At 35.6% G+C, this 13,785-nt stretch carries 11 protein-coding genes and 1 other annotated feature; of the genes, 9 read left to right on the forward strand and 2 right to left on the reverse strand.

Annotated elements, in window-relative coordinates:
* Positions 1-36: 36 nt before the first annotated feature.
* The 6 genes from hemA to hemL all read left to right on the forward strand — a co-directional run bounded on the left by hemA (position 37) and on the right by hemL (position 6,427).
* On the forward strand, positions 37-1,365 hold the full coding sequence (gene hemA / locus MHI39_RS08760; protein ID WP_058002021.1) for a glutamyl-tRNA reductase: 1,329 nt from the start codon (positions 37-39) through the stop codon (positions 1,363-1,365).
* Positions 1,366-1,460: 95 nt separating this feature from the next.
* Positions 1,461-2,294 (forward strand): cytochrome c biogenesis protein, encoded by an 834-nt coding sequence (locus MHI39_RS08765; RefSeq protein WP_058002022.1) that lies wholly within the window; start codon positions 1,461-1,463, stop codon positions 2,292-2,294.
* Positions 2,295-2,306: 12 nt separating this feature from the next.
* Complete coding sequence (gene hemC / locus MHI39_RS08770) at positions 2,307-3,236, forward strand: hydroxymethylbilane synthase (protein WP_058002023.1); 930 nt, start codon at positions 2,307-2,309, stop codon at positions 3,234-3,236.
* Between the two features lies 1 nt (position 3,237).
* The gene (locus tag MHI39_RS08775; protein WP_058002024.1) at positions 3,238-4,038 is read left to right on the forward strand and encodes a uroporphyrinogen-III synthase; all 801 of its coding nucleotides are present in this window, start codon (positions 3,238-3,240) and stop codon (positions 4,036-4,038) included.
* Complete coding sequence (gene hemB / locus MHI39_RS08780) at positions 4,035-5,012, forward strand: porphobilinogen synthase (protein WP_058002025.1); 978 nt, start codon at positions 4,035-4,037, stop codon at positions 5,010-5,012. The genes MHI39_RS08775 and hemB overlap by 4 nt, the downstream gene beginning before the upstream one ends.
* A 125-nt stretch (positions 5,013-5,137) precedes the next feature.
* Positions 5,138-6,427, forward strand: coding sequence for a glutamate-1-semialdehyde 2,1-aminomutase (gene hemL / locus MHI39_RS08785; RefSeq protein WP_058002026.1), 1,290 nt, complete (start codon positions 5,138-5,140; stop codon positions 6,425-6,427).
* A 55-nt stretch (positions 6,428-6,482) separates the two neighbouring features.
* Here the strand turns inward: hemL and MHI39_RS08790 are convergent.
* Positions 6,483-7,831, reverse strand: a protein-coding gene (locus MHI39_RS08790; RefSeq protein ID WP_342539361.1) for an IS3 family transposase whose coding sequence is annotated in 2 segments (ribosomal slippage) — positions 6,483-7,375 and positions 7,375-7,831 — 1,350 coding nt in all. Because the reading frame shifts where the segments join, the coding sequence is not laid out codon by codon here.
* 167 nt (positions 7,832-7,998) lie between these two features.
* Between MHI39_RS08790 and spoVID the strand changes: the two genes are divergently transcribed.
* Positions 7,999-9,195 (forward strand): stage VI sporulation protein D, encoded by a 1,197-nt coding sequence (gene spoVID, locus MHI39_RS08795; protein WP_058002027.1) that lies wholly within the window; start codon positions 7,999-8,001, stop codon positions 9,193-9,195.
* A gap of 108 nt (positions 9,196-9,303) precedes the next feature.
* Complete coding sequence (gene ysxE, locus MHI39_RS08800) at positions 9,304-10,320, forward strand: spore coat protein YsxE (RefSeq protein ID WP_058002028.1); 1,017 nt, start codon at positions 9,304-9,306, stop codon at positions 10,318-10,320.
* Between the two features lie 64 nt (positions 10,321-10,384).
* On the opposite strand, the gene MHI39_RS08805 is transcribed toward ysxE, so the two are convergent.
* Positions 10,385-10,576 carry a hypothetical protein gene (locus MHI39_RS08805; protein ID WP_058002029.1) on the reverse strand — a complete coding sequence of 64 codons (192 nt, stop codon included), beginning with the start codon at positions 10,574-10,576 and terminating at the stop codon, positions 10,385-10,387.
* Positions 10,577-10,749: 173 nt separating this feature from the next.
* Positions 10,750-11,017 (forward strand) — a binding site (T-box leader).
* Positions 11,018-11,072: 55 nt separating this feature from the next.
* Here MHI39_RS08805 and MHI39_RS08810 point away from each other — a divergent pair.
* Positions 11,073-13,718, forward strand: a complete 2,646-nt coding sequence (locus MHI39_RS08810; RefSeq protein WP_342541116.1) for a valine--tRNA ligase — start codon at positions 11,073-11,075, stop codon at positions 13,716-13,718.
* The last annotated feature ends 67 nt before the right edge of the window (positions 13,719-13,785 follow it).

A 13,785-nucleotide genomic window follows, 5' to 3' on the forward strand; every position in this document is an offset into this window, starting at 1 on the left:
ATTAGTTGTCAAATTTTTTTGGGGGTGCCATTTTTTATGTACATCATAGCTGTTGGTTTAAATTATAAAACAGCCCCTGTAGAGATACGTGAAAGGCTGTCCTTTAATGAGGCGGATTTATCGGCTGCTACGACAGCATTAAAAAATAAAAAAAGCATTTTGGAAAATGTAATTGTTTCAACATGTAATCGAACAGAGGTTTATGCGGTTGTTGATCAACTGCATACAGGACGTTATTATATTAAAGATTTTCTCTCAGAATGGTTTCAAATTGATAAAGAGGAATTTACCCCTTACTTGTTTTTCTATGAACAGGATGGGGCGATTGAACATTTGTTTAAAGTTATTTGTGGATTGAATTCCATGGTTCTTGGTGAAACACAAATTCTAGGTCAAGTGAAGAACAGCTTCTTTATGAGTCAAGAAGTATCAGCAACTGGAACGATTTTTAATCACTTATTCAAAGAAGCGATTACTTTAGCTAAAAAGGCGCATTCTGAAACAGAAATTGGATCTAATGCTGTTTCTGTAAGCTATGCTGCAGTGGAGTTAGCTAAAAAGGTACTTGGTGATTTGAAAAATAAACATGTGTTAGTTGTTGGTGCCGGTAAGATGGGCAAGCTAGCGATTGAAAACCTATATGGCAGTGGAGCAACCAAGGTTTCCGTTATTAATCGGACATTTGAAAAAGCACAAGATCTAGCACAACAATTTAATGGGCAAGCTAAAACATTGCAGGAACTTCAATGTGCAATAGTTGAAGCAGACATTTTAATTAGCTCTACTGGTTCAAAAGATTATGTTATAACGAAGGATATGATGCTAGCGATTGAAAGGATGAGAAAGGGACGTCCTTTATTTATGGTTGATATTGCAGTACCACGTGACTTAGATCCTAGTATAGCTGATCTTGATAGTGTATTTTTATATGATATCGATGATTTAGAAGGTATTGTTGAAGCTAACCTTGCGGAAAGAAAAAAAGCTGCTGAAAATATCATGCTCATGATAGAGGAAGAAATTGTTCGTTTCAATGAATGGGTAAATATGCTAGGGGTAGTACCAGTTATTACTACTTTACGTGAAAAAGCCCTATCTATTCAGAAAGAGACAATGATGAGCATTGAAAGAAAAATGCCAAATTTAACTGAACGTGAACGGAAAATATTAAATAAACATACAAAGAGCATTGTTAATCAATTATTAAAGGACCCTGTTGCCCAGGCAAAGGAAATAGCAGCTCAACCAAATGCTGCCGAACAATTAGAGTTGTTTAAGAAAATCTTTAATATTGATGAACAACCAGAACAAATGGAAGAAAAAAGTCAAAGTACTTCACTAAAATGGAATGTTCAGCCTGTATAAAGCAGCAACCATTATTTTTGTAAGTGATAGGTAAGGGGAAGGACTCGTCCCTTACCAATCTCTTATTCTTTTCTTGAGAAAGGTTGAATTTTCTTATGTTTGATATGGTTATGTCGAGGCTTCATGAAGTAATGATTGTATTATATGCGATTAGTATCCTTTTATATTTTAATGATTTTCAACATCAAAATCAGAAGGCGAACAAGCTCGCTTATTGGTTACTTGCAATTGTTTGGTCTCTTCAAACAATTTTTTTGTTTATGTACGTATTTCGAACAGGAAGATTCCCTGTCCTTTCATTATTTGAGGGGATTTATTTCTATGCATGGGTATTACTAACCTTATCACTTATAATAAATAAAATATTAAGAGTAGATTTTACAGTTTTCTTTACGAATATTATTGGTTTTATTTTTATGGCAATACATACATTTGCACCTGTACATACACAGAGTACGGCAGTTTCAGAAAGATTAGTATCTGAATTATTATTTATTCATATAACAATGGCTATTCTATCTTATGCGGCATTTTCGTTTTCATTTGTTTTTTCGTCTCTCTATTTACTTCAGTATAAGTTGCTGAAGCAAAAAAAATGGGGCCACAGGCTATGGAGACTAAATGATTTATCTAAGCTTGAAAAGATGTCATACGTATTAAATGTTATTGGTGTTCCGATGCTTATATTGAGTTTGATTTTAGGACTCCAGTGGGCATTTATTAAACTATCCGTATTTCATTGGTATGATTCAAAAATTATTGGATCATTTATTATCCTGATTATATACAGTCTTATTCTTTATTTAAGAGAGCGGAGAAATATGTTTGGGAAATCCATTGCACTTTGGAATATCGCAGCATTTCTTGTAGTACTTATCAATTTCTTTTTAGTTAGCCGATTATCCGCGTTTCATTTTTGGTATTCATAGGAGGATTACATAATGAGGAAAATTATTATTGGATCACGTAGAAGTAAGTTAGCATTAACGCAAACCAATTGGGTAGCAGATCAATTAAAGAAACTAGGTGTCCCTTTTGAATTTGAAGTAAAGGAAATTGTAACAAAAGGAGATCGAATCCTTGATGTTACTTTATCAAAGGTTGGTGGAAAGGGACTTTTTGTCAAGGAAATCGAACAAGCATTATTGAATAAAGAAATTGATATGGCAGTTCACAGCATGAAAGATATGCCAGCAGTTTTACCTCAAGGTCTTACCATCGGCTGTATTCCGCATCGTGAAGACCACCGTGACGTATTAATTTCCAAAGGTCATATGACATTAAGGGATTTACCGAAAGGTGCAAAGGTAGGGACAAGTAGTCTACGTCGAAGTGCTCAAATACTAGCTGAGCGTCCGGATTTAGAAATCAAATGGATCCGTGGAAATATTGATACGCGATTAGCTAAGTTAGAGACAGATGAATATGATGCAATTATTTTGGCCGCAGCAGGTCTATCTCGTATGGGATGGAGTAGTGATGTTGTAACTGAATACTTAGAGCCTGAGGTTTGTCTTCCTGCTGTAGGTCAAGGAGCATTAGCTATCGAGTGTCGTGAAGATGACAAAGAATTGCTCGATGAATTATTAAAGCTAACATCTAAGGAAACAAAGGAAACAGTAACAGCAGAACGGGCATTTCTTCATAAAATGGAGGGTGGCTGTCAAGTTCCGATTGCTGGTTATGCAACAATTACCGATAATGCTCAAATTTCTTTAACTGCACTAGTTGCGGATCCTAATGGAAAAATCATATATAAAGAAACGGTTATGGGCGAAGACCCGGTCATTGTTGGAGAAAAGGCAGCTGCAATTCTTACAGAACAAGGCGCAAAACAATTAATTGATCGAGTTAAGCAGGAGCAAGAGTAAGATGATTTACGATTTGCCCCTAGCAGGCAAAAAAATATTGGTTACCCGGGGAGGTAGGAAAGGTGAGGAGCTTGCAAGTAAAATTATAAGTAAAGGTGGTAGCTCTTCTATCATCCCGCTGATTGATTTTACAGTAAATAATGATCAACATGCTCGCGAATATGTTCAAAAACTGCCTTCATATGATTGGATCATATTTACCAGTCAAAATGGTGTTAACTATTTCTTTGAAGAATGTACCCGATTAAATCCCAATTTTTGTCCGTCTGATATTAAAAATAATGTTGCGGCCGTTGGGAGTAAAACAAAGGAAGCTGTAGAGAAATATGGAGTTAAAGTAGGTTTCTATCCATCTCAATTTAGTGCGGCAGACTTTATTGTTGAGTTTCTAAAAAAGGAACACTCGACTAAACATATATTAATTGCGAAAGGCAATTTAGCTAGTAGAACGATTGCTGATGGACTAGAGGAAAAAAAAGTGTTAGTTGATGAATGGATTGTGTATCGAACTTTTTTTCCATATAAAAGTAGAGATAAGCTTGTCCAATTACTAGTAGATAGGGAATTGGATTATGCGACTTTTACTAGTCCTTCGACATTTCACCATTTTATGGAGGTTGTTACCTCCTGTTCATTGCAGTATGCCCTAAAAAATATTGAATTTATTGCGATTGGTGCTGTAACCAAAAAAGCAATTGAACAATATGGTTTTTCCGTTGCTGCAAGCCCAGAAGTGTATACTATAGAATCAATGTTAGATAGCTTATGTCAATTAGCGAAACTTAAGGAGGAAAAAAAATGAAAGACATGCAATTTAAACGTCATAGAAGACTTCGTAGTTCAGCGAATATGAGAGCATTGGTTCGTGAAACTCATTTACATATTGATGATTTGATTTATCCAATCTTTGTTGTCGAAGGAGAAAATATTAAAAAGGAAATTTCATCTATGCCAGGTATTTACAACCTATCCCTTGATCAGTTAAAAGGTGAAATGGATGAAGTAGTTGCTTTAGGCATTAAATCTGTCTTGTTATTTGGGGTGCCAAATGAGAAGGATGCTGAAGGGTCCGGTGCTTTCCACAATCATGGAATTGTCCAAGAAGCCACGCGTTTGATTAAAAAGATGTATCCTGAGATTATTATTATTGCCGATACCTGCCTCTGCGAATATACCGATCATGGACATTGTGGAGTGATTGCAGATGGAAAAATTCTAAATGATCCTAGCCTTGATCTATTGGCAAAAACAGCTGTAAGTCAAGCAGAGGCTGGTGCAGATATTATTGCCCCATCAAATATGATGGATGGGTTCGTCGCGGCCATTAGAAAGGGATTAGATGAAGCGGGTTATGAGGATATTCCAATTATGTCGTATGCAGTAAAATATGCTTCTGCATTCTATGGTCCATTTCGTGATGCAGCTGGAAGCACACCACAATTTGGAGATCGAAAAACCTATCAAATGGATCCTGCCAATCGCTTAGAAGCGTTAAGAGAAGCTGAATCAGATGTGGAAGAAGGAGCAGATTTTCTTATTGTCAAGCCAACACTTTCTTACCTTGATATTGTAAGGGATGTAAAAAATGAATTTAATCTTCCTGTAGTTGCTTATAATGTGAGTGGTGAGTATTCACTTATAAAAGCGGCTGCACAAAATGGTTGGGTCGATGAAAAGACTATTGTACTAGAAACGTTAACAAGTATGAAACGAGCTGGGTCCGATTTAATTATTACCTATTTTGCAAAAGATGTTGCAAAATGGTTAGCTGAATAACTGAATAAGATTATTTCATTGTTCTAGTTATTTTTGCTTGTTTTTTCCTTTAATTATCAGGTAGAAACTGTCATAAAAGAAAAAGCAGAATGAAAAACAATCCGAACTAAATGGGGGTTAATATGATGCGATCCTATGAAAATTCAAAGAAAGCATTTAAAGAAGCTATTACACTTATGCCCGGTGGGGTGAATAGTCCTGTTCGTGCCTTTAAGTCCGTCAATATGGATCCGATTTTTATGGAAAAGGGAAAAGGTTCAAAAATATATGATATTGATGGAAATGAATATATTGATTATGTTTTATCATGGGGACCACTAATACTAGGTCATACAAATGATCAAGTAGTCAGTGCCTTGAAGAAAGTTGCTGAGAATGGGACTAGCTTTGGTGCACCTACATTAGCTGAAAACAAGCTTGCAAAGCTAGTAAAAGAACGTGTACCATCTATTGAAATTGTTCGGATGGTTTCCTCTGGAACCGAAGCAACTATGAGTGCGTTAAGGCTTGCAAGAGGATATACAGGTCGCAATAAGATTTTAAAATTTGAGGGAAGCTATCATGGGCATGGTGATTCATTGTTAATTAAGGCAGGATCAGGTGTAGCTACACTAGGCTTACCTGACAGCCCTGGTGTACCTGAAGGTGTTGCTTCTAATACGGTTACTGTTCCTTATAATGATTTGGAGGGAGTTAAAGCTGCCTTCCAGCAATTTGGAGAAGACATTGCTTGTATTATTGTAGAACCAGTTGCAGGCAATATGGGTGTTGTTCCACCACAGCCAGGATTTTTAGAAGGATTGCGAGAAATAACTTCCCAGTATGAATCATTATTGATTTTTGATGAGGTTATGACTGGTTTCCGTGTTGATTATCATTGTGCACAAGGGTATTTTGGGATCACTCCAGATTTAACTTGCTTAGGGAAAGTAATTGGTGGAGGACTTCCTGTTGGTGCCTTTGGTGGAAAGGCAGAAATCATGGAAAAGATTGCACCAAGTGGTCCTGTTTACCAAGCTGGAACTTTATCTGGTAACCCATTAGCAATGACTGCTGGTTATGAAACACTTGTTCAATTGACTCCGGATACGTATAAAGAATTTATTAAAAAAGCAGACAAACTAGAACAAGGTTTGCATAATGCTGCAGTGAAATATGAAATTCCGCATACAATCAATCGAGCTGGTTCGATGATTGGTATTTTCTTAACAAATGAAGATGTAATAAATTATGATACAGCAAAAACTTCTGATTTACAGTTATTTGCTGAGTATTATCGAGGAATGGCAAATAATGGTGTATTCTTACCACCTTCTCAATTTGAGGGACTTTTCCTATCGACAGCCCATACAGATGAGGATATTGAAAAAACAATAAAAGCAGTTGAAACTACCTTTAAGACAATCAGAGGTTAGTGGATCTGAAACCACATGATGTTTTGATCTGAACCCAAAAAGTTAGACACGGGATTTAGGCAGCTACTAGGGCATGAGTTCGATATTGCACCGGACTCATGCCTTTTAATTTTGTCTTAATCCGTTTGTGGTTATAGTAGTGAATGTAATTCTCTAATTCTTCTTTAAAATGCTCCATACTCTCAAATTCTTTTAAATAGAGTAATTCAGACTTTAATAAGCCAAAGAAATTCTCCATGACTGCGTTATCTAAACAATTCCCCTTACGTGACATACTTTGAGTAATCTCATGTTTCTTTAAAGCATGTTGGTACTTCTTCATTTGATAATGCCAACCTTGATCCGAATGGAGGATAGGGGTGTCACCCTCTTTCAAATGCTCAAAAGCTTTGTCCAGCATTTTCGAAACAAGTAGATAAACAGGACGCTTTTCTATGTTATAAGCGATGATTTCTCCGTTGAATAAATCTAGAACGGGGGACAAATATAGCTTCTCCCCGTGTAGATGGAATTCTGTTACATCCGTTACCCACTTTTCGTTTGGATTCGATGCTTTAAAATCACGTTCCAAAATATTTGGGGCTATTTTCCCTACTTGCCCACGGTAGGAACGATATTTTTTCATACGCACAAGACACTTTAATCCCATCTCATTCATAAGACGGCGGACTGTTTTATGATTTATTTTGATGCCTCGGTTATGTAATTCTAATGTGATCCGACGATATCCATATCGTCCCTGATGTTCATCAAAAATCTCCTGAATTAACTCTTTAACTTCCTTATATTTATCTGGGCGATCCATTTGTTTTACCCAATAGTAATACGTACTACGCGCAATACCAGCGACCTTTACTAGATCAATCACTTTAAATTCTTGCCTTAATTCATAAATTATTTGCGCTTTGTCCTGTTCTGTAGTTTTTCCTTTTCTTGAATTAAGGCATGTAACTTTTTTAAGTAAGCATTCTCCATCCGTAAACGTTCATTTTCAGCTCGTAATGCTTCTTCAGACCCTTCTACTGGTTGAGGTTTATTCGTTTCCTTTTTCATTGGTGGGCGCCCCTTTTGTGTTGGTTTCAGGGCGTCAATTCCATGTAATTCAAAACCTTTTTGCCATTTTAGAATGGTACTATGTGTTGCAATGTTAAATATTGCAGCAGTTTCCCTTATAGACGTCCCTGTCTCTCTCATATAATTCAGTACGTCTAGTTTAAACTGTGTTGTATAAGATGTATAGGGTTTTATTAAAGCATCGGCACCATGATATTCATATTGTTTTATCCAATTTAATAAGACTGTATGATGTACCCCTATGGATTTCGCAATAAATTTTACCCCCTCCGTTCCCTGTAGATAACGAATAACTGCTTCTATTTTTTCCTCTATATTAAATTTAGACATATAAAAACTGCACCTCCAACTGTTAGTTTGTGTCTAACAATTGGGGTGCAGTTCAGTTTTCCATCATGTGGTTTTTTTATTTAAAAAAATCATATTCTTCTTATTTCATTCATAAAAATATAAATGACATAGCTAGTTTTTATTGGAATTGAAGGGAGGAATCCACTTTGTCACAAAGTCAATCGTCACTGCGATTTTCATTAGAGGAGTATGTTTGGTTTAAAAAAGGACAGGAAGTTGATGAACTTCTATCCATTTCATTAGATCCACATATAACCATTCAAGAACAAGAGCAATATGTACAAATTATTGGTAATTTACAGCTGCAAGGTGAATACAAAGGGGGAGGAGAAGAGTACGAAGAAAAAGAATTAGATCTCCATGGAAAATTTGTTCATCAGGTTGAATATCGGGAAGATGATGGTGTTTATCAATTTGAACATCGCTTTCCTGTTGATGTAACGATACCTAAGAATAGAATCAATCAACTCGAAGATATCGATGTAAGCATTGATATGTTTGACTATATACTACCGGAAAAAGGTAAGTTAAAACTTACTGCGGATCTTTCGATTTTTGGAATTCGCAATGAAGAAATGGAAGAAAGTGATGAACAAGAAATACCGATATCATTATTAGAACCAGAAGTAAATGAACAAGTTTCGGAAACCGAATCCGAAGATAATACAGAAGAGTCTGTAAATGTTGACCCTGAATTGTTTGAAACAGAAAGTGAATCAATACCTGAATACCATTTAGAACGAGGACTACCAGTAAAACCACAACCTGAGGAGGAGGAAAAAGAGGGAAATAACGAAGAAGAGTTTGTAGATTTTAAAGTTGATGAAGAATTATTTCAACCGTTTGTCATTGAAGCAAGGAAAGAACCAGAAGATCATGAAGAAATGATAGAAAATAAAGAGGAAGAGCCTATTTTAAATCTAGGAATAGTAAATGAATCAGAAGAGGAATTTCTTCAAGTTTCTGGAGATCACAGAAATGAATCCTCTGCACATTATGAGGATACCAATGAGATTGAATCCTCTCCATCTGCCCAGTCAGAGGCAGAGGAAGAAGATGAATCTCCTGAAGAAGAAGATCAAAGTAAAACAAAGAAAAAGAAGAAATTTGGGAAGTACGAATCTATTTCATTAGCTGATTTTTTTGCTAGGAAAGCAGATGATAAAGCAGCGAAGCTAAAAGTGGTTATCGTTCAAAATGGGGAGACCCTCGATTATTTAGCTGATAAATATGAGATTAGTGTTCAACAAATATTAAGAATGAATCATTTAGAAATTAATCAAGACGTATACGAAGGGCAGGTTCTCTATATTCCTTCATATGTAAGTGCTACAAAAAAATAATTAAAGTCTAGCTCTTACTCCTAGCCTAGTGAATCGCTGTTGTTGATTATATGTAAATGTTCTCAGATGATGAAAATGGCAATACGTAGGGGTTAAGCAGGTGAAAGGATGGCTAAGACGAAAAAAACAGATATTCACACGATTATTAAACAATATGGTTTAAATGTTAATTTTTACGAGAGATATGGAAAAAGCTTTAAAGTTATTACGAATGAAGGAGTTTTTGCTTTAAAAAGAATCTCTCCACAAAAGGGTACAGATTTTGTAAAAAATGTTCAAATGCTATACCACCGTGGATATAATCGGATTGTGCCAATTTATCCTACAATGGATGGGAGATATGGGGTTCTCCATGAAAATGATTTATATTACTTAATGCCTTGGCTACCAAATGAAGAGAAAGAAGATAGAAATGAAAAACATCAAAAAATGTTTAGGGAGTTAGCTAGGCTTCATACTTTATCAGTTAAGGACATCCAACTTTCTAAAGAACAACGTAAAGAGCATTATGATCAAACTGTTTGGCAATGGGAAAGGGAAACCGAGTTTTTTGAAGAATTTTTAGAACGTAGTGAACAGAAGTGGTATATGTCACCATTTGAATTAATGTTTTGTACATTTTATCAGGATATCTTTCGAGCTGCAAAATATTCAAAAGAGCAACTTGAAAAATGGTATGAGGTTTCAAAGGATCAGGAAAAGGGAAGAACTGTCGTTGTTCATGGGAAAATTTCTACAGAGCATTTTTTATACGATGAGAGGGGCTATGGATATTTTTCTAACTTTGAACAATCAAATATCTTGTCCCCAATACATGATTTATTACCATTCTTAGCGAGAACATTAAATACATTTCCGAAACGTATGGATGAGTGTGTGGATTGGCTAAACACATATTTATCGCATTTTCCATTTCGAGAGGATGAAAAATACTTATTTCTTGGCTATTTAGCATATCCAGGTCCGATTCATCAAATAGTTGAGGAATATTATTTGAATAAAACAAAAAAGAATGAATGGGAGTTTGTTAAACAACTTCAAAGAAAATATTGGTTATTAAAAAATACAGAATATGTGGTTATGCGAATGAATGAAATAGATAAACAAAAGACAGACCCTTCCTAGCTATTAAGGATGGGTCTATATTGTTATCTTACCACCCCAACCCATATTTGTTTTTAGCAAATATCTAGATCCATTCGTTTTGAAATGCAAAGGCAATTAAAATAAATATTGCTAATAACAAAACATCAAATGCAGTGGGTAATAAAATGGTTCGAATAGCTTGAAAGATAGTAAAAGGAATAATTAGTTGTTTACATATGCCTTTGAATGTTTTCATCCAAGACTGTAATGTATATTGATTAAATTTTTTTTTCATTCTTTCACCTTCCTCTTATCGATCCCCTTAGTAATAATGTATGATTAATAGGCGAATCTGTGTCAGAGTGTCAATTGAATGATTATCCATGAATTTTTTTAAAAAAATGGGCAATAATAATTGACGAGATGACTATTAATTAGATAGTATAATAAATAAAAATAAATCAAAATGTAAATGCAGTGATTGGGAAAAGTACAATGGGATACTACTTTATCAGAGGTATTTATCATACTTCTTCAGAGAGGGAAATCAATAGCTGAAAGATTTCCTAAGAGAGAACATTGGAAAAGTCACCCATGAGTAGCTTCTGTGAAACATAGCGGAGTAATGGAAGCCGGCGAAGAGCCGTTATCTTACATAAGTGCCAGAAACAGTTCTTTTAATGCTGTTTCTGTGAAAAAAGGTGGTACCGCGAAAATCGCTCCCTTCGTCCTTTTGACGATGGGAGTTTTTTATTTTTTTGGTACCCTTTACTGAAAGTGAGGAGAAAGAAATGGAAACAAATGAATTACAAATGTCAACCAAATATGATCCTAATGCCATAGAAAAGGACCGCTATGAATGGTGGCTAAAAGGAAAATTCTTTGAGGCAGCAGACGATCCAAATAAGGAACCGTATACAATCGTTATTCCACCTCCAAATGTGACGGGGAAATTGCATCTTGGTCATGCATGGGATACAACATTACAAGATATCCTAACAAGAATGAAGAGAATGCAGGGCTATGATGTATTATGGCTACCAGGAATGGATCACGCAGGAATCGCTACACAAGCTAAAGTTGAGGCGAAATTAAGAGAAAATGGTATATCAAAGTATGATCTCGGAAGAGAAAAATTTGTAGAAGAAACTTGGAAATGGAAAGAGGAGTATGCGGCTTTTATTCGCAAGCAATGGGCTAAGATTGGGTTAGGTTTAGATTATTCCCGCGAAAGATTTACTCTAGATGAAGGATTATCAGATGCAGTTAAAAAGGTGTTTGTTACTCTTTATAAAAAGGGACTTATTTATCGTGGGGAGTATATTATTAACTGGGACCCTGCAACCAAAACAGCATTATCTGATATTGAAGTAATATATAAAGATATACAGGGTGCTTTTTATCATATGCGTTATCCATTAGCAGATGGTTCAGGGCATATTGAGATTGCAACAACACGTCCGGAAACCATGCTAGGAGATACAGCTGTAGCTGTTCATCCGAATGATGATCGTTATAAACATTTAATCGGAAAAACGGTTATTTTACCAATAACAGGCCGTGAAATACCGATTGTTGGTGATGATTATGTAGATATGGAATTTGGTTCAGGTGCAGTTAAGATCACTCCAGCACATGATCCTAATGACTTTGAAATTGGAAACCGCCATAATTTAGAACGTATATTGGTTATGAATGAAGACGGAACCATGAATGAAAAAGCAGGTAAATATGAAGGCATGGACCGTTTTGAATGTCGTAAACAAATCGTTAAAGATTTACAGGCAGAAAATGTACTCTTTAAAATAGAAGATCATATGCATTCTGTTGGACATTCTGAACGTAGTGGTGCTGTTGTTGAACCATATTTGTCAACACAATGGTTCGTTAAGATGCAGCCATTAGCAGACGCAGCAGTTGAATTACAAAAATCCGATTCAAAAGTTCACTTTGTACCTGAAAGATTTGAAAATACGTATTTACGATGGATGGAAAACATTCGTGATTGGTGTATTTCGCGCCAGCTTTGGTGGGGTCATCGAATTCCAGCTTGGTATCATAAGGAAACAGGTGAAATCTATGTTGATACAAAACCACCTACTGATATTGATAACTGGGAGCAAGATTCAGATGTATTAGATACATGGTTTAGTTCAGCACTGTGGCCATTCTCAACTATGGGTTGGCCCGATACTGAGGCAAAAGATTTTCTACGTTATTACCCAACGAATGCATTAGTAACTGGTTACGATATTATTTTCTTCTGGGTAGCTAGAATGATTTTTCAAGCGAAAGAATTTACTGGCGAAATACCATTTAAAGATGTATTAATTCATGGTCTTGTTCGTGATGAACAAGGTCGAAAGATGAGTAAATCTCTTGGAAATGGCGTTGATCCAATGGATGTTATCGATAAATATGGGGCAGATTCACTGCGTTATTTCTTATCGACAGGCAGCTCACCAGGTCAAGATTTAAGGTTCAGTATGGAAAAGGTTGAATCCATTTGGAATTTTGCCAATAAAATTTGGAATGCCTCACGCTTTGCCTTAATGAATATGAATGGATTAACTTTTGATGAAATTGATTTAAATGGTGAAAAATCAGTTGCAGATAAATGGATTTTAACTCGTTTAAATGAAACCATCGAAACAGTAACTAAACTTGCCGATAAGTATGAGTTTGGGGAAGTGGGTCGAGCTTTATATAACTTCATTTGGGATGATTTCTGTGATTGGTATATTGAAATGGCTAAATTACCACTTTATGGGGAAGACGAGACTGCTAAGAAAACAACTCGTTCTATTTTAGCGTATGTTTTAGATAACACTATGCGTCTTTTACATCCATTTATGCCATTTATTACAGAAGAAATTTGGCAAAATCTACCTCATCAAGGTGAATCGATTACGGTAGCAAATTGGCCTACGAAAAACAATGATTTACATGATGAGGCCGCAGCGGGTGAAATGAAATTATTAGTTGAAATCATTCGTTCGGTACGTAATATTCGTGCAGAAGTAAATACACCATTAAGTAAAAAGATTAAACTATTACTTAAGGCAAAGGATGAACAAGTACTAAGCGTTTTAACAAAGAATCAGTCCTATATTGAACGTTTCTGTAATCCGGAAGAATTAATCATTGATATTGAAATGGATACACCAGCAAAAGCGATGACTGCTGTTGTAACAGGAGTTGAACTATTCCTTCCTCTGGAAGGTTTGATTAATATTGATGAAGAAATAGCACGTTTGGAAAAAGAATTAGATAAATGGTCTAAAGAAGTAGATAGAGTACAAAAGAAACTAGGTAATGAAAAATTCACAAGCAAAGCTCCAGCTCAGGTCGTTGAAGAGGAACGAGCAAAGGAAAAAGATTATTTAGAAAAACAAGCAGCGGTTAAAGCAAGAATAGAAGAATTAAAGCAAAATTAATGTTATTATCAACCGTGAGAGGCTGTCTAAAAAAACAGGCAGCCTCTTTATTATTACATCAGTAGAA

Source organism: Heyndrickxia sp. FSL K6-6286 (genome assembly GCF_038630395.1).
Lineage (GTDB): Bacteria > Bacillota > Bacilli > Bacillales > Bacillaceae_C > Heyndrickxia > Heyndrickxia oleronia.